This is a genomic window from Lysobacterales bacterium, from assembly GCA_019634735.1.
In the GTDB taxonomy this organism is placed as follows: Bacteria; Pseudomonadota; Gammaproteobacteria; order Xanthomonadales; family UBA2363; genus Pseudofulvimonas.
In genome coordinates this window covers 541,956-562,892 of the sequence record JAHCAT010000001.1, presented here as the reverse complement: position 1 = coordinate 562,892, position 20,937 = coordinate 541,956, and the positions used below count along the sequence as shown (strand labels likewise).

Annotated in this window: 12 protein-coding genes; 11 read left to right on the top strand and 1 reads right to left on the bottom strand. The window is 71.8% G+C overall.

Annotated elements, in window-relative coordinates:
• Positions 1-10: 10 nt before the first annotated feature.
• Positions 11-1,699 carry a diguanylate cyclase gene (locus KF823_02340; GenBank protein ID MBX3724738.1) on the bottom strand — a complete coding sequence of 563 codons (1,689 nt, stop codon included), beginning with the start codon at positions 1,697-1,699 and terminating at the stop codon, positions 11-13.
• A 243-nt stretch (positions 1,700-1,942) separates the two neighbouring features.
• On the opposite strand from KF823_02340, the gene KF823_02335 reads away from it, so the two are divergent.
• From KF823_02335 to KF823_02285, 11 genes are all read left to right on the top strand, one after another.
• The gene (locus KF823_02335) at positions 1,943-6,895 is read left to right on the top strand and encodes an NAD-glutamate dehydrogenase (protein ID MBX3724737.1); all 4,953 of its coding nucleotides are present in this window, start codon (positions 1,943-1,945) and stop codon (positions 6,893-6,895) included.
• Positions 6,896-7,028: 133 nt separating this feature from the next.
• A complete protein-coding gene (locus KF823_02330; GenBank protein MBX3724736.1) occupies positions 7,029-9,236 on the top strand; it encodes a delta-60 repeat domain-containing protein in 2,208 nt (735 codons plus the stop codon).
• A gap of 69 nt (positions 9,237-9,305) precedes the next feature.
• Complete coding sequence (locus tag KF823_02325) at positions 9,306-10,070, top strand: NAD kinase (protein MBX3724735.1); 765 nt, start codon at positions 9,306-9,308, stop codon at positions 10,068-10,070.
• Positions 10,054-11,544, top strand: a complete 1,491-nt coding sequence (locus tag KF823_02320) for a S8 family serine peptidase (protein ID MBX3724734.1) — start codon at positions 10,054-10,056, stop codon at positions 11,542-11,544. Before KF823_02325 ends, KF823_02320 begins: the two co-directional genes overlap by 17 nt.
• The gene (locus KF823_02315) at positions 11,531-12,448 is read left to right on the top strand and encodes a 5'-nucleotidase (GenBank protein ID MBX3724733.1); all 918 of its coding nucleotides are present in this window, start codon (positions 11,531-11,533) and stop codon (positions 12,446-12,448) included. The genes KF823_02320 and KF823_02315 overlap by 14 nt, the downstream gene beginning before the upstream one ends.
• An 80-nt stretch (positions 12,449-12,528) precedes the next feature.
• Positions 12,529-13,029, top strand: coding sequence for a hypothetical protein (locus KF823_02310; protein ID MBX3724732.1), 501 nt, complete (start codon positions 12,529-12,531; stop codon positions 13,027-13,029).
• A 128-nt stretch (positions 13,030-13,157) separates the two neighbouring features.
• Positions 13,158-15,794, top strand: a complete 2,637-nt coding sequence (locus KF823_02305; GenBank protein MBX3724731.1) for a bifunctional aspartate kinase/diaminopimelate decarboxylase — start codon at positions 13,158-13,160, stop codon at positions 15,792-15,794.
• Complete coding sequence (locus KF823_02300; GenBank protein ID MBX3724730.1) at positions 15,791-17,134, top strand: endonuclease domain-containing protein; 1,344 nt, start codon at positions 15,791-15,793, stop codon at positions 17,132-17,134. Before KF823_02305 ends, KF823_02300 begins: the two co-directional genes overlap by 4 nt.
• The gene (locus KF823_02295) at positions 17,121-18,473 is read left to right on the top strand and encodes a UDP-N-acetylmuramoyl-L-alanine--D-glutamate ligase (protein MBX3724729.1); all 1,353 of its coding nucleotides are present in this window, start codon (positions 17,121-17,123) and stop codon (positions 18,471-18,473) included. Before KF823_02300 ends, KF823_02295 begins: the two co-directional genes overlap by 14 nt.
• A 121-nt stretch (positions 18,474-18,594) precedes the next feature.
• The gene (locus tag KF823_02290) at positions 18,595-19,374 is read left to right on the top strand and encodes a dienelactone hydrolase family protein (protein MBX3724728.1); all 780 of its coding nucleotides are present in this window, start codon (positions 18,595-18,597) and stop codon (positions 19,372-19,374) included.
• A 145-nt stretch (positions 19,375-19,519) separates the two neighbouring features.
• A complete protein-coding gene (locus KF823_02285) occupies positions 19,520-20,905 on the top strand; it encodes a replicative DNA helicase (protein MBX3724727.1) in 1,386 nt (461 codons plus the stop codon).
• Positions 20,906-20,937 lie beyond the last annotated feature (32 nt).

Genomic DNA, 20,937 nt, shown 5'->3' with positions numbered 1-20,937 from the left:
TCCCGACCGGTCAGCCGTCCGCTGCCACCACGCTGCGGTCGCGGCCCTCGGTCTTGGCCCGGTAGAGCGCCCGATCTGCGTGCGCCAGCAGGGCTGCAGGGGTCGTGTCGCCCGCCGGATCGGCCACCGCGATGCCCACCGAGGCGGTGGTGGTCGGCAGCACGCGTCCGCCCTCGATCGGCCGGAGCCCGGCCAGGGCGGACCGCAAATCATCGGCGCGCGCCAGGGCCTGCCCGGCATCGGCACCCGGCAGGACCACCACGAACTCCTCGCCGCCATGGCGGCAGGCGATGTCCTCGGTGCGCACCTGGCTGGTCAGCAGCCGGCCGAACGCGGCCAGCAGGGCGTCGCCGCCGGCATGGCCGTGGCTGTCGTTGTAGCGCTTGAAGTGGTCCAGATCGATCATCATCACCGCCAGCGGCCGCTGTCCGCGGCGCGCCCTGGCAAGCTCGCGGGGCATCGCCTCGGCCAGCCAGCGCCGGTTGTGCAGTCCGGTCAGCACGTCCCGGATCGCTTCCGCGCGCAGGTCCTCCTGAAGACGCAGGTTGGCCATCGCCATCGAGAGCTGCTCGCTCAGGCTGGCCGCGAGCTGCCTTTCCCGGTCATCGAAGGGGCGCCAGCGGGAGAGCTGCAACAGGCCCTGTGGCTGGCCATGGGCCACCAGGGGCAGACACAGGGAGGCGCCGGCGCCCAGGTCCTCGGCGTGCAGGTGTCCGCACACGCGCGCCGCCTGCGGGTGCTCGACCTGCACGGCCTGGCCGCTTCGCAGGGCCCAGCACTCGCCCTCCGGGAACGTGGCCAGGCTGGCCACCGCCGGCTCTCCCCAGCGCCAGGCCTCGCTCAAGCCCTCACCCCCAGGCACCAGGACCTGGCCGGCCGCCTCCGGCAGCAGGCCGGCCGCGGCCCTGGTCGCCGCGGCCAGGGCCTCGTCGCGGCTGCGGCAGGCCTGCAGGGACTCGCCCAGGGCCGCCAGGGTGCCCAGCTCCTGGGCGCGCAGGTCCATTTCGGCAAGCGACTCCTGCAGTTGCCGGGCATTGCGACGAAGCTCGCCCTCGGCCCGCCAGCGCGCCTGCTGCTCGCGGAACACCAGCGTGAACGAAAGGGTCAGCAGGAGCACGCCCAGGGCCACCGCACCGGTGGCGACCAATCGGCTCGAACGCTGGCTCGCCTCGCTGCGGCGCTGCCGACCTGCCAGGGTCGCGGCTTCACCGGCGAGCAGGGCAGCGGCGACCTGCGCCAGTTCCGCTTCCAGGGCCATGCGTTCGGAACCGGCCAGCAGCGCGGTCGCCGCCGGCAGTCCCTGGTCGTGATAGAGCGTCAGCACCTCGTCCAGCTGCGTCAGGCGCATTCGCACCAGTTCGACCAGGCGGCGCGCCCGCGCGGCCTCTGCGACCTGGGTCGCGAGCAGCAGTTGCAGTTCCTCGGCGAGGGCGTCGACCACAGGCACCGCCCGGTGGTGTCCTGCGAGCAGCGCGGCATCTCCGGTGAGCAGGTAGCCACGCTGGCTGGCCACCGCCGAACGGAGCTCGTTCTCCAGACGCGCCACGGCTTCGCGGACCCGCCAGGCGTGGGCGACGTCGCGGGCGTCGACCTGTGCCTGGTCGATGGCCGACCACATGGTCCAGGCGAGCGCCGCAAGCAAGGCCAGCACGACCGCGAACAGGATGGAGATTCGGCGACGGAGTCCGAGCCTGGCCATGCCGGCATTGAAGCATAACCGGCGCAGGTTTCCCCGCCGCGCGCGCGCAGCTGTGACACGGTTCTCAGGCACGCCGTTGGCATGCCACGGCGGCGCCCCTGTCAGCGGACGCGCCGTGGGCTGGGCTCCCGGCCGCCGTTCGCGACGCCGCACCCGGGGCGCGGCGCATGGCCTTTGCGGACCGCCCTCGGTATCCTTCGCGGCCTCGTCCAACAACGGCCCGCCCAGGGCCCGGAGCCCGCAATGAGCGCCCCTGCCGCGGCCGTCGCCGCGTCCAACGCCCTGTCTGCCATCCAGGCCCAGCTCGCCAGCCGCCTCGAAGGCAGTCGTCTCGCCGCCGGCCAGGTCCTTGCCCAGGCCCTGTTGGGGCCGGCCGAACCCGAGGAGCTGGAGCTGCGCAACGACCGCGACTGGGCGGCCCTGGTGGCCGATCTGCTGGGCATGGCGACCACCCGCCTGGTCGGCCGGCCGCTGGTGCGCGTGTTCAACCCGGAACGGGCGGACAGCGGCTGGGACTGCGACCACACGGTGGTGCAGGTCGTCAACGACGACATGCCGTTCCTGGTCGACAGCGTTGGCATGGCGCTGGCCGCTGCGGGCCTCAATACCCACCTGTTGTTCCATCCGGTGCTGTCGGCCCGGCGCGACGGCCAGGGCAACCTGGTCGAGCTGGGCCAGGGCGACCTGGCCGAATCGGTCATGCACGTCGAGGTCGATCGCATCGTCGAACCTGCGCAGTTGGTCGCACTGCGCGAGTCCATCGAGCGCGCCCTGGCCGATGTCCGCGCCTCGGTCGCCGACTGGCGGGCGATGCGCGAGCGCATGCGCAACCTCGCCGAGGAGCTGGCCGCCGAGCCGGTGCCGCTGCAGCTCGACGAGCGCGAGGAGGTCCGCGACTTCCTGCGCTGGATGGCCGACGACCACTTCACCTTCCTCGGCTACCGCGAATACGAGGTGGTGCCGGGCGACGGCGATGAGCTGCTGCGCGCCGTGCCCGGCACCGGGCTGGGCGTGATGCGTGGCGACGAGACCGGCGTGGTGCCGCGCAGCGTGCGCAGCCTGGCCGCGCACGACGCGGAAAAGCCCGGCGCGATGCGGGCCATCATCATCACCAAGACCAATGCGCGTGCCACCGTGCACCGGCCCGGCTACATGGACTACGTCGGCGTGCTGCGCTTCGATGCGCAGGGCAGGGCGGTCGGCGAGCGGCGCTTCATCGGCCTGTTCACGTCGGGCGCCTACATGCGGCGGCCCGGCGACGTGCCACTGGTGCGGACCAAGGTCGAGCAGGTCATGCAGCGCTCGGGGCTGCGCTCGGCCAGCCACAGCGGCAAGGCGCTCAAGCACATCCTGGAAACCCTGCCCCGCGACGAACTGTTCCAGTGCACCGCCGATGAGCTGCACGCCACCACCCGTGGCATCCTTGGACTGCAGGAACGGCCGCGCTCGCGCCTGTTCCTGCGCAAGGACCGCTTCGGCCGCTTCTTCTCGGCGCTGGCCTTCATTCCCAGGGACCGCTTCAACACCTCGGTGCGCGAGCGCATCGAAGCGCTGCTGCTGCGCGCGCTGGACGGCGAGACCCTCGACGCCCAGGTGCTGGTCGGCGAGTCCAGCCTGGCCCGGCTGCACCTGGTGGTCAGGCCCCGGCAGGGCGCGGCGCCCGCGCCCGACATCGCGGCGCTGGAGGCCGAGGTGGGCGCGATCGCCCGCCACTGGCAGGACGAGCTGCGCGACCGCCTGGTCGAGTGCCATGGCAGAGACACCGGAACCCGGCTTGCCGGCCGGTTCTCGCGGTCCTTCCCGGCCGGCTACATCGAGGAAGCGACGCCGGACGAGGCGGCCAGGGACGTGGAGATCCTCGATACCCTGGCCCCCGACCGCGCCATCCGCCTCAGTCTGTACCGCGCCGGCAGCGGCGAGGACAGTCCGCTGCGCTTCAAGCTTTACCGGTACGGCTCGCAGGTGACCCTGTCCGAGGCGCTCCCGATGATGGAGAACATGGGCCTGCGGATCCTGGCCGAGCATCCCTGGGAGCTCGATATCGATGGCCATCGCCTGTGCATCCAGGACTTCGAGATCGCCTTTCCCGAGGGCATGGACGTCGACCTGGAGAATTCGCACCGTTTCTTCGAGGAGGCGTTCGGGGCGGTCTGGGGCGGCCGCGCCGAAAGCGACGGCTTCAACCGGCTGATCATCGGCGCCCGGCTGTTCTGGCGCGAGGTCGCCGTGCTGCGCGCTTACGCCAAGTTCCTGCTGCAGGCCGGCACGCCGTTCTCCCAGGCCTACATGGAGGAGACCCTGGGCCGCTATCCGGTGCTGGCGCGGCTGCTGATAGAGATCTTCCAGGCCAAGTTCGATCCGGCCAGGGGTTCCGAAGACGCCGCCACCACGGCGCGCGAACAGGCCCTGCTGGGCCGGGCACTGGAGCGGCTGTCGCGCAGCGAGGCTGAGCGCGCCCGCATCCCGGCCCTGGTGCAGGCGCGCGGCGTCGGACGCGAAGCCTTCGAACAGGCCGCGGTGACGATGGCCAAGGCGCTGCTCGAGGAGGTCGGCAGCCTCGACGAGGACCGCATCCTGCGCAGCCTGATGGCCGCCATCCATGCCACCCTGCGCACCAACTACTACCAGACCGGCGCCGACGGGCAGCCGCACGATTACCTCAGCCTCAAGTTCGACAACGAGCGCCTGCTCGACCTGCCTAAGCCGCGGCCCTACCGGGAAATCTTCGTCTACTCGCCGCGCGTGGAGGGCGTGCATCTGCGCTTCGGTCCGGTCGCGCGCGGTGGCCTGCGCTGGTCCGACCGTCGCGAGGACTTCCGGACCGAGGTCCTGGGTCTGGTCAAGGCGCAGATGGTCAAGAACACCGTGATCGTCCCGGTCGGCGCCAAGGGCGGCTTCTTCGCCAAGCGGCCGCCGGCCGGCGGCGATCGCGATGCCGTGCTGGCCGAGGGCATCGCCTGCTACCAGACCTTCATCAGGGGCCTGCTCGACGTCACCGACAACCTCGTCGACGGCAACCCGGTGCCGCCGTCCGACGTGGTCAGGCACGATGGCGACGATCCCTACATGGTGGTGGCGGCCGACAAGGGCACTGCCAGCTTCTCGGACATCGCCAACGCGATCTCGGCGGAACGCGGGTTCTGGCTGGGCGACGCGTTCGCCTCCGGCGGTTCGGTCGGCTACGACCACAAGGGTATGGGCATCACCGCGCGCGGCGCCTGGGAGTCGGTCAAGCGGCATTTCCGGGCACTCGGCATCGATTGCCAGAAGCAGGATTTCACCTGCGTGGGCATCGGCGACATGTCCGGCGACGTGTTCGGCAACGGCATGCTGCTGTCGCGCAACATCCGGCTGGTCGCAGCCTTCGACCACCGCCATATCTTCATCGACCCGCAGCCGGACGCGGCGCGCGGCTTCGCCGAGCGGGAGCGCCTGTTCGCGCTGCCGCGATCGAGCTGGGAGGACTACGACCGCGCCCTGATCTCCGAGGGCGGTGGCGTCTGGCCGCGCAGCGCCAAGTCGATCCCGGTCTCGCCGCAGGCGCGCGCGGCGCTCGGGATCGACGACGAGGTCGAGGCCCTGCCGCCGAACGAGCTGATGCGCGCCATCCTCAGGGCGCCGGTCGGACTGCTCTGGAACGGCGGCATCGGCACCTATGTCAAGGCCGCAGGCGAAAGCCATGCCGAGGTCGGCGACCGCGCCAACACGCCGCTGCGCGTCGACGGCCGCGAGCTGCGCTGCAAGGTGGTCGGCGAAGGCGGCAACCTGGGCATGACCCAGCTCGGCCGCATCGAGGCGGCGCGCCATGCCGGCGTGCTGCTCAACACCGATTTCATCGACAACTCGGCGGGCGTCGACACCTCCGACCACGAGGTCAACATCAAGATCCTCCTCAACGAGCTGGTCCAGCGCGGCCAGCTCGGCCTCGAGGAGCGCAACCACCTGCTCGCGGAGATGACCGACGAGGTCGCCGAGCTGGTGCTGGTCGACAACTACCGGCAGAACCAGGCGATCAGCCTGATGGAGCGGATGAGCGTCGCGCGGCTGGGCTCCAAGCAGCATTTCATCCGCACGCTCGAAGGGCGCGGCAAGCTGGACCGCGGCATCGAGTACCTGCCGTCGGATGCCGAGCTGGAGGAGCGCCGCGCCAGGGGCGAAGGCCTGACCCGGCCGGAGCTCGCGGTACTGCTCTCCTACAGCAAGATCGATCTCTACGAGCGGTTGCTGGACTCGGACGTGCCCGAGGATCCGCACCTCTCGGCCGAGCTGGCGCGCTACTTCCCGAAGCCTATCCAGGAGCGCTGGTCGCAGGAGCTCGAGCAGCACCGCCTGCGCCGGGAGATCATCGCCACCGCGGTGACCAACTCGATCGTCAATCGCATGGGCGCCACCTTCGTGCTGCGCATGCAGGAGGACACCGGCGAATCCGCCGGGCAGGTCGCAAAGGCGTTCTCGATCGCCCGGGAGATCCTCGATGCCCGCGGGTTGTGGGCACAGATCGACGCGCTCGACGGCCAGGTCGCCGATGCCGTGCAGATCGATGCGCTGATGCGGATCTGGCAGCTCCTGCGGGCGATGACCCGCTGGCTGCTCAACCTGCCGGGCGGCAAGCTGGCGATCGCCAGGTCGGTGGCGCGCTACGCGCCGGGGCTGTCGGAGCTGCGCAAGGAGCTGGGCCGCCTGGTCTCGGCAGGCGAGCGCGAGGCGATGAAGGCGGATGTCGCGCAGTGGGTCGAGCGCGGGCTGCCGGGTGGCCTGGCCGGCCAGATCAGCGCGCTGCTGCCGCTGTCCTCGGCGCTGGATATCGTCGAGCTGGCGGTCAGCCACGAGCTGCCGGTCGGACGGGTCGCCGAGACCTGGTTCGAGGCGGGCGAGGCGCTGCACCTGAAGTGGCTGATGGACCGCATCGAGGAGCTGCCCGTCGCTGGCCGGTGGCATGCCCATGCACGCGGCAACCTGCGCGACGAACTGTTCAGCCAGCACCGTGCCCTGACCGCACAGTTCCTGGGCGCAGGCGGCGCGGCGGCCGGACGCGAGGTGGTCGACCGTTGGTTCGAGCAGGCCGACGACTCGCTGCGCTACACCCTGGGCATGCTCGCCGAGATGCGCAGCCAGGTCGGCATGGACTATCCGACCGTGATGGTCGCGGTGCGCCGCCTGTCCCAGCTGGTGAACGCCGGAACCCGGGCCGGCTGAGGCACCCGGATACGCCCCCCGGCGCCGTCTTGGCGGCGCCGGGGGGCAGGCGCTATGGTGGCATCGTATACAGGCAGCGGAGGGCCGCTGATCCACCCTGCCCGGGGGCAAGCCGAGCCAAGGACGCCCGACCATGCAAGCGCACACTTCGCGGATTCCGGCAAGACGCAGGATCGCTCCGATCCTCTGGCTTTCCCTGCTGACCGGGTCGGTCCTGGCGCAGCCCGCGCCCACGCCCCTGCCGCTGCCGGATCTGGACCTGGTCGTCGCCGGGGAGGTGCTGGCCGTCGTCCGCCAGTCCGATGGTGGCCTGGTATTCGGAGGCAACTTCAGCCAGGCCGGCGGGCTGGCTCGCGCCAGCCTGGCGCGGCTGAGGCCGGACGGCAGCGTCGATCCCGACTGGAACCCGGGCGCCAATGGGCCGGTGGCATCGCTGGTCGTCGATGCCGGGGGCGACATCTACGCTGGCGGGGCGTTCTCGGTCATCGGTGGCACGTCCCGCGCCGGCGTCGCGCGCCTGACCGGCGCGGGCGTGGTCGATGCCGGCTGGCAGGCGGATACCAGCGGACCGGTGCACGTCCTGCACCTGGACGGCACCGCGTTGTACGTGGGCGGCGACTTCCTGACCGTCGGTGGCCAGCCGCGGGCGCGACTGGCGCGCGTGCTGGCCGCCAGCGGCCTGACCGATCCGGGCTTCGTGGCCGATGCCGATGGGCCAGTCCTCGCCCTGGCGAGCGCAGCGGGCTGGCTCTATGCGGGCGGCAGCTTCCAGACCGTGGATGGCGTCGCCCGCAGCGGGCTGGCGCGGATCGACAGTGCCGGCCAGGTCGATGGCGCCTGGCAGGTCGACGCCGATGGCTTGGTCAACGCGCTGGTGCTGTCGGCGGGGTGGCTGCATGTCGGCGGCAACTTCGGCACGTTGTCGGGCCAGCCGACCGGCCGTCTGGCGCGGGTCGATGCCGGCACCGGGCAGCTCGACGCCGGTTGGCTGCCGGCCCCGGACGGTGTCGTCTATGCGCTCGCCGCGAACGATGGCGGCATCTATGCCGGCGGCACCTTCCGCAACCTGGCCGGCGAGCCCCGGGAGATGCTGGCCCGCCTGTCCGCGACCGCACCGGCCGTCGCGGACCCGGCGTTCGTCGCCAACGGCGACGCCCGGGTCTGGAGCCTGGCGCCGGTTCCCGGCGGTGGCGTGGTGGCGGGCGGCCTGTTCGCCCGGGTCGCCGGACAGCCACGCCTCGGTCTCGTCCGACTCGACCCGACCGGCGTGCCGCAGGGGCCGCTGCAGGCGGTGGGCAGTGCCGGCGAAGTCCGGGCGCTGCTGGCGCGGCCGGGTGGCACGCTGGTTGCGGGGGGGCGTTTCGACCTGGCCAATGGCCTGCAGCGGGGCAACCTTCTGAGGGTGATGGCCGATGGCGAGATCGATGCTGACTGGGCGCCGGAGACCAACGACGTGGTGCTCGCGCTCGCGGAGGCGGATGGCGCCGTGATCGCCGGCGGCGACTTCAACCGCGCTGGCGGCACGGTCCGTCTGAACCTTGCCAGATTCCTGGAAGATGCCACCGGCACCCTGGACCCTTCCTGGAACCCCGCCCCGTTCGGCACCGTCCGGGCACTGGTGCGGACCGCGGGCGGCGCGCTGATCGTCGCCGGGTCCTTCGAGGTGATCGGCGGCTTGCCGCGCGCGCGCCTGGCGCGGCTGGATGCCGCCGGCGCGGTCGACCCCGTCTTCGACCCCGGTGCCGACGGCGCGGTCCACAGCCTGCTGCTCGACGGGGGTCTGTTGCATGTGGGTGGCGACTTCGGCGTGCTGGCGGGTCAACCCCGGCAGAACCTCGGGCGGCTGCAGCTTGCTTCCGGGCAGCCAGATCTGGCCTGGAACCCGGGTGCCGACGGGCCGGTGCTGGCGCTGGCCCGCGACGGTGCCGGCGCGATCTACGCCGGAGGCGAGTTCGGGCTGGCCGGCGGGCTGGCCCGCAACCGTCTTGTCCGGCTTGCCGGTCCGTCGGGTGCCGCCGATCCGGGCTGGGATGCCGGCCTGACCGGCCCGTCGGTGCGGGCGCTGCGCGCCGAGGGCGGACAGGTCATCCATGCCGGTGGCGAGCTGGTCTCGGTGCACGGCTCGCCTTGCAGCTGCGTGCTGCGCCTGGACACCGTGACGGGTGCCGCCGATCCGTCCTGGCGGCCGCTGGTGCAGGGACGGGTGGACGCCCTTGGACCGGGACCGGTCGGCGGCCTTGCCGTCGCCGGCGGCTTCGTCGGCATCGCCGGCACGTCGCGGCGGGCCCTGGCGCTATTCGAAGGCGGCGATCGCATCTTCGCCGATGGCTTCCAGCAGTAGCGGCCGTTCCCGGACGGCGCATGCGTCGGACGCGCGTTTGCGGCGCCGGTTCCGGGCTAGACTGCCGCGGTGAGCAACCCGCGCCTGACCTTCATCGCCGCACGCACCGACGCCGCCCGCGCGGCCCAGGAGCAGCTCCAGGCGCGCTACGGGGATGCCGGCCCGGCGGGCGCCGACGTGATCGTCGCGCTCGGCGGCGATGGCCTGATGCTGCAGACCCTGCACCGGCACGGGCGGGAGGGTCGCCCGGTCTACGGCATGAAGCTGGGCACGGTCGGTTTCCTGATGAACCAGTTCGAGGCGGGCGACCTGGTCGAGCGGATCGGCCAGGCGCGTTCGGCGGTCCTGGCACCCCTGCAGATGCTCGCACAGGGCGAATCGGGCGCCAGCGTCGAGGCGCTGGCCTACAACGAGGTCTCCCTGCTGCGCCAGACCCGGCAGACCGCCCATCTGCGCGTCCACGTCAACGACCGCGTGCGCCTGCCGGAGCTGGTCTGCGACGGGGTGCTGGTGGCGACGCCCGCCGGCAGCACCGCCTACAACCTCAGCGCGCACGGCCCGATCCTGCCGCTGGCCAGCCAGGTGCTGGCCCTGACCCCGCTCGCGCCGTTCCGGCCGCGCCGCTGGCGTGGTGCGATCCTGCGCAGCGATGCCGAGATCGTGCTCGAGGTGCTGGACCCGGACAAGCGGCCGGTCAGCGCCACCGCCGACGCCCACGAAGTCCGCAACGTCGTCGAGGTGCGCGTGCGCGAAGCGCACGAACGTTCGGTCACGCTGCTGTTCGACCCCGACCACAACCTGGAAGAGCGCATCCTCAATGAGCAGTTCGCCTGATCGCCGCAACCCCCTCGTGCTCGCCGCCTCGCTGACCGCCCTGCTGGCGGGCGGGCAATCGCTCGCCGGCAGCCTGGATCCGGCGCTTCGCGATTTTCCGGGGATGCGCGCGGCGCTGGTGCAGCTCGAGTCCGCCTCGCCGCCCGTGCGCCATGCAGGCGAATCCCCGGCCCGCTGGCGGGAGCGCCTGGTCGGCCACTGGCGCGCGCACGCGGCGGCCAGCCAGGAGCGGCTGGCCGGGGAGCTCGACCGGCTCGGCATCGATCATCGGGGCTATTGGCTGGTCAACGCCGTGCGCGTCGAGGCGACCGCAGCGCAACTGGCGGCGCTGGCCGACCGTGCCGGGGTGCATGCCGTGCTGGACGACGCGCCGCGCGCCTTGCCGGTCCCGGTCGAGGAGCCGGTGATCCGCGCGCCCGCCGCCATCGAGTGGGGCGTCGACCGGATCGGTGCGCCCGTCCTGTGGGCGCTGGGCATCCGCGGCCAGGGCGTCACTGTCGGCGGCCAGGACACCGGCGTGCGCTGGGACCACGCTGCGCTGCGCGACAGCTATCGAGGCTGGAACGGCGCCACCGCCAGCCACGACCATCATTGGCACGACGCGATCCGCGCAATCATCGGCACCGGCACCAATCCCTGCGGCCTGAACGCGCAGTCGCCTTGCGACGACAACAACCACGGCACCCACACGATCGGCACGATCACCGGCGACGACGGCGGCAGCAATCAGATCGGGGTAGCGCCGGACGCGCACTGGGTCGCCTGCCGCAATATGGAGCGCGGCAATGGCACGCCGTCGACCTACATCGAGTGTTTCCAGTGGTTCGTGGCGCCCACCGACCTGGCCGGCGGCAACCCCCGGCCCGACCTGGCGCCTGACGTCATCAACAACAGCTGGGGCTGTCCGCCCTCCGAAGGCTGCACCACGCCGGCCATCCTCGAGCAGGCGGTGGTCAACGTGCGCACGGCGGGTATCGTCGTGGTGGTCTCGGCGGGCAACAGCGGCTCGTCGTGCGGCACCATCGTCGATCCACCGGCCATCTACGATGCCAGTTTCACGGTCGGATCGACGACCAGCGCCAATGCCATGAGCGGCTTCTCCAGCCGTGGGCCGGTGGCGGCAGGCATCGGCAGCCGGCCGAAGCCGGATGTGGTGGCGCCGGGCTCCTCGGTGCGCTCGGCGACCCGGACCAGCACCACCAGCTACGGGACCTTCTCCGGCACCAGCATGGCCGGGCCGCACGTCGCCGGCGCGGTCGCCCTGCTGATCTCCGGCGACGAGCGCCTGCGCGGCCGGGTCGCCCGCATCGAGAAGTTGCTGCGGCGGTCCGCGGTGCCGGTCGGCCATGCCCAGGTCTGCGCCGGCATCCCCGCCGCCTCGGTACCCAACCCGGTCAGTGGCTGGGGACGCATCGATGTCGCGGCAGCCTGGCAGTTGACCAGCGATACCCTGTTCTTCGATGAGTTCGAATGACGCCATGCCGCCCGGTCCGCCGGACCGGCGCCTGGTCGTCGCGATCTCCTCGCGCACCCTGTTCGACCTGGACGACAGCCATACGGTGTTCGAACGCGAAGGCGTCGACGCCTACGGCCGCTACCAGGTGGCGCGCGAGGACCAGCCGCTGGCACCGGGCGTCGCCTTCGGCCTGGTGCGCAAGCTGCTGTCGCTGAACCAGCGCGCCGGCCAGCGCCTGGTCGAGGTCATCCTGTTGTCGCGGAACTCCAGCGACACCGGCCTGCGCGTGTTCAATTCCATCCAGCACTACGGCCTGGACATCGTTCGCGCCGCCTTCACCGGCGGCGCCCCGCCGTATCCCTACATCCGGCCGTTCGACGCGGACCTGTTCCTTTCGGCCAACGGCGAGGACGTGCGCCGCGCACTGGCGGCCGGGGTGGCGGCCGCGACCATCCTGTCCTCGGCGATCGGCGGCGACCCCGACGGGCCGCTGCGGATCGCCTTCGACGGCGATGCGGTGGTGTTCGGCGACGAGTCCGAGCGCATCTCCCAGGAGCAGGGCGTCGACGCGTTCGCCCGCCACGAATCCGAGCATGCCGGCCAGCCGCTGTCCGGCGGCCCGTTCCGGGGCTTCCTGGCCGCCCTGCACGCGCTGCAGTCGCAGTTCCCGGCCGACGATCCGCCGATCCGCACGGCGCTGGTGACGGCGCGTTCGGCGCCGGCCCACAAGCGTGTGATCCTGACCCTGCGCCAGTGGGGCGTCAGGCTCGACGAGGCGGTGTTCCTGGGCGGGCTCGCCAAGGGGCCGTTCCTGGAGGCCTTCGCCGCCGACATCTTCTTCGACGATTCCGGGGCCAACACGGAATCGGCGCGGCGCTTCGTCGCCACCGGCCACGTGCCGCACGGCGTCGGCAACCCCTGATCGACGCGCCGGACCCGCGGTCGGCCGGCGCGTCGTTTATGCTTGCCCGCCCCGCAGCAAGCCAGGCCCGCCGCCCGCCCATGATCCCCGACGTCAACCAGCGCTTTCCCGTGGAGGAGGTCGAGGACGGCCACACGCTGGCCCGCGCGCTGTTCCGGCGCCGCTACCGACTCGAGATCCCGGATTTCCCGCTGCACGTGGTGGGGTTCTGGGTCGACGACCAGGGCAGCCGGCACCCGGCCTGCTACATCCACTGGAGCCGCGACGGCGACATCCTGCTGGGCGGCGGCGCCTGTTCGGACGACCGGCTGCTGCGCCGGCTGCCGGCGGCGGACCGCCAGGCGCTGCGCACGGTCGGCGGCATCTACCGGCATACCCTGGTGCGATCGCTGGCCATCTACGCCGACCGCTGCAGCGCCCTGTTCGGCTACAGCGGAGACGCCCTGGCGATCAGGGAGACCTGCGCGGCCGGCTTCGAGCCGACCGGACACCCCCACCTGCTGGTGCACTTCCCCAGGCCCCTGCCGCCGGAGCGGCGGCGCGAGCTGATCGCACAGGCGCATGCGATCGGTCCCTTCTGAGCGCCGGTACGCCGCCCCGGCGCCGTCGGGCGAGCGCCGATGAGGCGATGCGCGCCAGCACGGGGCAGGCGCTTTTGTGGTTCCTCCGGCTCGGGCAGAATGCCGCTTCGACACAGACCTGCGATGCGATGACCGACCCCGCCCGTCCGCTGCCTCCGGATGCACCCTGGATCGTGCTCAAGTTCGGCGGCAGCAGCGTCGGCCGCGCGGAATGCTGGCCGACCATCGCCGGACTGGCGCGGGAGCGCCTGGGCGAGGGTGCGCGGGTGATGCTGGTGGTCTCGGCGCTGGCTGGCGCCACCGACGCCCTGAAGGCGATCGCCGAGGAGGCCGACGTCGACGTCCGGCGCCAGCGGGCCGCCGAACTCGCCCAGCGGCACATCGATTTCGCGAACCAGCTCGGCGTCGACCCCGGCCTGCTGTCGCCCTGGCTGGCCCGCCTGGCCGAGCTCGCCGTGGCGGTCGGTGCGACCGGCGAGTGCAGCGGGCCCTGGGCCAGGCAGGCGGAGCTGATGGCGCTGGGCGAGCTGATGTCCAGCACGCTGGGCAATGCCGCGCTTCGCAAGGCTGGCCTTGCGTCGCGCTGGCTGGACGCGCGCGACTGCCTGCTTGCGCAGCCGGTCGCCAACCAGGTCGGATGGGCGCACTGGCTCTCGGCCAGCGTGCCGGTCGGGCGCGACGATGCGCTGCGCGAGCGGCTCGCAGGCCGGGCTGCAGCGGTGTTCATCACCCAGGGCTTCATCGCCCGCAACGCGGATGGCTGCACGGTGCTGCTGGGCCGGGGTGGCTCGGACACTTCCGCCGCCTACTTCGGTGCCAGCCTGGACGCCTCGCGGGTGGAGATCTGGAGTGACGTCGCAGGCCTGTTCAGCGCCAACCCGCGCGAGGTGCCCGGGGCCAGGCTGCTGCGCCGCCTGGATTTCGAGGAGGCGCAGGAGATCGCCACCACGGGCGCAAAGATGCTGCACCCGCGCTGTCTGTCCCCCCTGCGTCGTACCGGCGTGCCGCTGTGGATCCGCGACACGGGTCATCCCGAGCTCGACGGCACGCGGATCGGTCCGGAAGTGCCCGATGCGCCGCCCTCGATCAAGGCGGTCTCCAGCCGCAGGGGCGTCACCCTGGTGTCGATGGAGACGGTCGGCATGTGGCAGCAGGTCGGCTTCCTGGCCGACGTGTTCCAGGTGTTCCGCAAGCACGGTCTGTCGGTCGACCTGATCGGTTCGGCGGAAACCAATGTCACCGTCTCGCTCGATCCCAGCGACAACCTGGTGGACTCCGACGTCCTGGCCGCCCTGTGCGCCGAGCTGGCCGGGTTCTGCCGGGTGCGCGCGATCACGCCCTGTACGGCGATCACCTTCGTCGGGCGCGGCATGCGCGGCCTGCTGTACCGGCTTCGCGACGTGCTCGCCGAGATCGGCAGCCTGCGGGTGCACCTGATCAGCCAGTCGAGCAACGACCTCAACCTGACCTTCGTGCTCGACGAAGTCGACGCCGAAGGCCTGTTGCCGCGTCTGCACGACGCCCTGATCGCCTCCGGCGCACTGCCGGCGGAGGACGACGCCGTGTTCGGCCCCTCCTGGGCGCAGCTGTATGCCGGCGCCGGCGTGCTACGGGCCCGGCCCTGGTGGCGCGACCGCGCACCCGCCCTCCAGGCGCTGGCCACGGAGGCCACGCCGATGTACGTGTACGACCTGGCCACGGTCAGGGCGAAGGCGCGCGCGCTGGCGGCGCTGCCTTCGGTCGCCCGCTGGCACTACGCGGTGAAGGCGAATCCGCACGCGGACGTCCTGCGCGTCCTGGCCGCGGAAGGCTTCGATTTCGAATGCGTCTCGCCCGGCGAACTGGATGCCGTGCAGGCGGCCCTGCCGATCCTCCCCGCGGAGCGCCTGCTGTTCACCCCGAACATGGCGACCGCAGGGGAGTACCGGGACGCGCTCGCGCGCGGCGCCCGGATCGGCATCGACGGCCTGGAGCCGCTGCGCGCGCTTGCCGGCGGTGCGTTCGACGCAGGCATCGCCCTGCGCCTGGACCTGGGTCCGGGCCGTGGCCTGCATGCCCACGTACGGACCGGCCAGGACAGCAAGTTCGGACTGCCGCTGGCCGACCTGCCGGAAGCCCTCGCGGCGGCGGCGGCGGCCGGCCTCCGGGTCGAGGTCCTGCATGCACACCTGGGCTCGGGCATCCTCGATGCCGGGCACTGGCGCGCGGTCGGCCTGCAGCTGGCCAGCCTCGCCGACCGTTTGCCCGACGTGGCCGCCCTCAACCTGGGCGGCGGTCTGGGCGTTCCCTACCAGCCGGGCCAGCCCAGCCTGGACCTGGCAGCGCTCGATGCCGCTCTGGCCGAACTGCGCCGCGCCTATCCGCACCTGGCGCTGTGGATGGAGCCCGGCCGCTACCTGGTCGCCGAAGCCGGCGTGCTGCTGACCCGGGTCCGCCAGGTCAAGCGCAAGGGCGAACGCCTGTTCGTCGGCGTCGATGCCGGCATGCACACCCTGCTGAGGCCGGCGCTCTACGACGCGTGGCACCCCGTTGAAAACCTGGACCGGCCGGATGGCCTGCCGGACCTCCGCGTCGACGTGGTCGGTCCGATCTGCGAGAGCGCCGACACCCTGGCCGCCGGCCGTCTTCTGGCGCGAGGCACCGCCAGCGGCGACTTGCTGCTGTTCGACCTGGCCGGCGCCTACGGTGCGGTGATGGCCAGCGACTACAACCTGCGGGGGCGCCCCCGCGAATGCGTGCTTGACGCTGCTGAGGCCGTGCCATGAGCGCCGTCGCCTTCGTTCCCGGCGACATCGGCCGCTTCCAGTTCCGGCGGGTCGAGTGGGACGCCGATGCCGGGCAGGCCCGGCTGGTGTACGGCTTCGACGACGGCGTCGACCTGGTCGAGCGGATCGGCTTTCCGGATGCGCCGGCGCCAGCCCACCCGGATGCCTTTGCACGGGCCCTCCGGCTGCTCCATCTGGTCGCCGGGGTGAGTTACTTCAAGGCCGCGGTGCCGCCGGTGATCGAGGTCCACGGAGCCGCGCCGGCACCCGGGCTGGCCGACCTGCTGGAGTCGGTCTACACGGACGGCCTGGCCGAATTCGCCTGGCGCAACGGCATCGACCTGCGCGGCCGGGTCCGGTTCCCGCGCGGCGACCAGGCCGGGCCGGCGCCCGCGCTGCACCTGCCGCGCAGCAGCCTGGTGGCGATCGGCGGCGGCAAGGACTCCCTGGTGTCCATCGAGTTGCTCCGCGCCGCCGGCGAGGCCATGACCCTGGTCCACGTCGGCGATTCGCCGCTGATCGCCGCGGTCGCCGAACGCACCGGCCTGCCGGTGCTGAACATCCACCGGAGCCTGGCCCCGGAGCTGTTCGAGTACAACCGGCGGGGCGCGCTGAATGGCCACATCCCGGTCACGGCGATCAACTCCGCCGTGCTGGTGGCGGCAGCCGTGCTGTACGGCCACGACGCCGTGGTGTTCTCCAACGAGGCCTCGGCATCGAGCGCCACGCTCCAGGCCGGGGACCGTGTGGTCAACCACCAGTGGAGCAAGGGCATCGGGTTCGAGCGCGCCTTCGCCGCCGAGGTCCGTGCCGGGATCGCGGCGGACCTCGACTACTTCTCCTTGCTTCGGCCACTCACCGAGCTGGCGATCACCCGGCAGTTCGCGCGCCTGACCCGCTACCACGCGCACTTCTCGAGCTGCAACCGGAACTTCCGTCTGCTGGGGGACAAGCCGCGCGAGCGCTGGTGCGGGCTGTGCCCGAAATGCCATTTCGTGTTCCTGGCATTGGCGCCGTTCCTGCCCAAGCCGGCCCTGGTCGGTATCTTCGGGCGCAACCTGCTCGACGACCCGGCCTTGGCCGGCGACTTCGACGCCTTGCTGGAATGGCAACGGCACAAGCCCTTCGAGTGCGTGGGCGAGGCTGCAGAGTCGCGCGCGGCGCTGGCCACGCTGGCGCAGCGGCCCGACTGGCGCGAAGATGCCCTGGTTCGCCGCTTCGCCGCCGAAATACTGCCCTCGCTGCCAGCCGGCGACCTTGAGCTGGAGCCTCTTCTGGTGCCACGCTCCGGGCACGCGCTGCCCGACCGCCTGCTGGGACTTTTCGATGCGTTACGCTGAACTCGAGTACCGACGGGTAGCCGTGTGGGGCAGCGGCCGCGAGGGGCGGGCGGCGCTGGCGGCCCTGCAGCAGCGTTTTCCGGACAAGCCGCTGACCTGGATCGTCCCGGCCGACGAGTACGAGGAACTGCTGCGTACCGCGCCAGCCGGGGTCGGCGTGCTGGCCGAAGGCTCCGCCGACGCAGCCCTGGATGGCTTCGACGTGCTGATCAAGTCGCCCGGGATCAGCCTGTACCGGCCCGACCTCAGCCAGGCGCGCACCCGCGGGACCCTGCTCACTTCGGGTACGGCGATCTGGTTCGGCGAGCATCCCGGCGCCCGCACCATCGCGGTGACCGGTACCAAGGGCAAGAGCACGACGGCGGCCCTGGTGGCGCACCTGCTGCGCTGCCATGGCATCCGCACGGCGCTGGCCGGCAACATCGGCCTGCCGCTGCTGGGCCTCGACCTGATGCCACCGGCGGCCTGGTACGTGTTCGAGCTGTCGAGCTTCCAGATCGCCGATCTGGATGCCGAGCCGGACGTGGCCGTGCTCACCAGCCTTGCCGAGGAGCACCTGGACTGGCATGGCGACGCCGAGCGCTATCGCCGCGACAAGCTGCGCCTGTTCGGGCGGGCCGCCCGCTGCGTGTTGCCGGCGCGGATCGAACTGCCCGCAGGCGCCCGCGGCGCGCTGCTGCGCTTCGGATTGACCGACGGATGGCACGCCAGGGATGGCCATGTCTGGCGGGGCGGGCGTCGGCTGCTGCCGATGGACGGCCTGCCGCTGCGCGGCCGGCACAACGCCAGCAATGTCTGCGCGGCGCTGGCCACGCTGGAGGCTGCGGGGTTCGAACCCGAACGCATGCTCCAGCACCTGCGCAGCTTCCGGCCCTTGCCGCACCGACTGCAGGAACTGGGCGAGCGCAACGGCGTGCTCTACGTGAACGACAGCATCGCCACGACGCCGGCCGCGGCGCTGGCCGCCTGGGACTGCTACCGGGACCGGCCGCTGGCGATGATCCTTGGCGGCCTCGACCGCGGCCTGGACTGGCGGCCGGCGATCAGCGCGATGTCCCGCCACAAGCCGCACCTGGTCTGCACGCAGGGCGAGAGCGGTCCGGCGATCGCCGCGCTGCTGCGCAAGGCCGGCATTCTGGTCGCCGAGTGCCGCGATGTCGCCGCCTCGGTCGCACTGGCCCGCCTGTCGCTGCCCTCGGGCGGCGTCGTGCTGCTGGCGCCCGGTGCCGCAAGCTTCCCGGTTTTCCGCGACTACACGGAGCGGGGCAGGGCGTTCGCGGCGGCTGCCGGCTTCGATCCGGAAGTCCTGTCCGGCATTCCCGGACTGGGCGTGGCCTGATCGGTCGATCCGCGCAGGGTGTTGCGGGCCGGGTCGGCGGCGCGGCGGCGGATCGCGCAGGCGCCTTGGCAAGACGACGGGCGCCGGTCATCCTTGTCGCTCCGCCCCCTGGAGCCGCGCCATGACAATCCGACTTGCCGTCCTGCTGCTGCTGGCCGCCGGCAGCTGTCGTGCGGAGACCGTGGTCGAGAAGCACGAGTACGAGATCGACGGCCGGGTGTTCGAGAGCGTCCTGGTGTACGACGGCGCCCTGCGCGTGCATCGTCCCGGCCTGGTCATGGTGCCCAACTGGATGGGCGTGACCGATGCCGCCATCGAAAAGGCCAGGGTGCTGGCCGGCAGCCGCTATGTCGTGCTGGTCGCGGACATGTACGGCAAGAATCTTCGCCCTGCCGACGCCGCCCAGGCCGGTCAGGCCAGCGGCGCGGTGCTCGCCGACCGCGCGCTGACCCGGGCGCGGGTCGCGGCTGCGGTCGATGCGCTGGCCGAGCACGGCCGGACCGTCCTGCTGCCGGGACGGATCGCGGCGGTCGGCTTCTGCTTCGGTGGGACCACGGTGCTGGAGCTGGCGCGCAGCGGCGCCGATGTCGCCGCGGTGGTCTCGCTGCACGGCAATCCCGAACCGGTCCTGGCGGCCGGCAAGGGCGAGGTCCGCGCCGCCGTGCTGGTGTTGCATGGCGCCGACGACCCGTGGGTGCCGGATGGCAACCTGCGTGCGTTCGAGGCGGAGATGCGCGCCGCGGGCGCCGACTGGACGCTGGCGAGCTTCGGCGGCGCCGTGCATTGCTTTGCCGAGGCCGACGCCGACCTGCCGCCGGGCTGCCGGTACGACGCGCGCGCGGCACGGCGGGCCTACGCGATGCTGCACGATTTCCTGGAAGAGCACCTCGCCGGCCGCTGATGCCACCGGTCCGGGCCGTCTCCGCCTCCCGGACCGCGATGGCGCCGACGTCGTTTCAACAGGTTGTCCACAGGTTGTCGCATGACGTGAGACGGCTGGGGCTTTATCGTCTGCACCGTCTCCCGTTGGCCATCGATCCACGCCCATGTCCCAGCCCGCCGAACGCCTGGTCGCCGACCGGAACATCGAGTCCCTGCGCGTTCCGCCGCACTCCATCGAGGCCGAGCAGGCGGTGCTCGGCGGGCTCATGCTTTCCGGCCAGGCCTGGGACCGGGTCGCCGACAAGATCGGCGAGGAGGACTTCTACCGGCGCGAGCACCGTCTGATCTTCCGTGCCATCGGCGAGCTTTCGGCGCGCAATCAACCCTGCGACGCGGTCACCCTGGGCGAATGGTTCGAGGCGAACGGCAGTGCCGCCGACGTCGGCGGCGCCGGCTACGTGGTCGAACTGGCCAATGCCACGCCCTCGGCCGCAAACATCGAGGCCTACGCCGCCATCGTGCGCGAGAAGTCGGTGCTGCGGCAGCTGATCGATGCCGGTACCCGGATCGCGTCGGACGGCTTCCAGCCCGGTGCGAGGCCGGTCGCGGAGCTGATCGAGGAGGCCGAGAAGCAGGTGTTCCGGATCGCCGAGTCCGGCAGCCGCGGCAGCCGCCAGTTCGTCAGCGTCAAGGAAGCGGCGCGCGAGGCCCTGGAAATGCTCCAGGAGCGCTACCACAGCGACAGCAGCATCACCGGCCTGGCCACCGGCTTCACGGATTTCGACAACATGACCGCCGGTCTCCAGGCCGGCGACCTGGTGATCCTCGCCGCGCGCCCTTCGATGGGCAAGACCGCGCTGGCGGTCAACATGGCCGAGTATGCGGCGATCCGCGAGCGCAAGCCGGTGGCCATCTTCAGCATGGAAATGTCGGCGGTACAGCTGACTTTCCGACTGCTGTCCTCGCTGGGCCGGATCAACCAGCAGGCGCTGCGGACCGGCCGCCTCGCCGACGAGGACTGGCCGCGGGTGACCTCGGCGATGACCCTGCTGGCCGACGCCCGGATCTTCATCGACGACACGCCGGGGCTGTCGCCCACGGAGTTGCGGGCGCGCGCGCGGCGCCTGAAGCGCAGCCACGACCTCGGCCTGATCGTGGTCGACTACCTGCAGCTCATGTCGGTGCCGGGCAACAAGGAAAACCGCGCCACCGAGATCTCGGAGATCTCCCGCTCGCTCAAGGCGCTGGCCAAGGAGCTCGGCGTGCCCGTGATCGCGCTGTCCCAGCTCAACCGCTCCCTGGAGCAGCGCCACGACAAGCGGCCCCAGATGTCCGACCTGCGCGAGTCCGGCGCCATCGAGCAGGACGCCGACGTGATCGTGTTCATCTACCGCGACGAGTACTACAACAAGGAGTCGACCGAGCAGGGCATCGCCGAGGTGATCATCGGCAAGCAGCGAAACGGCCCGACCGGCGTCGTCAAGCTGACCTTCCTGGGCCAGTACACCAAGTTCGAGAACCATGCCCGCGAGGACAGCGGCTATCACTGAGGACGCCCGCTGGCGCGACCTGCGGGCCCGTC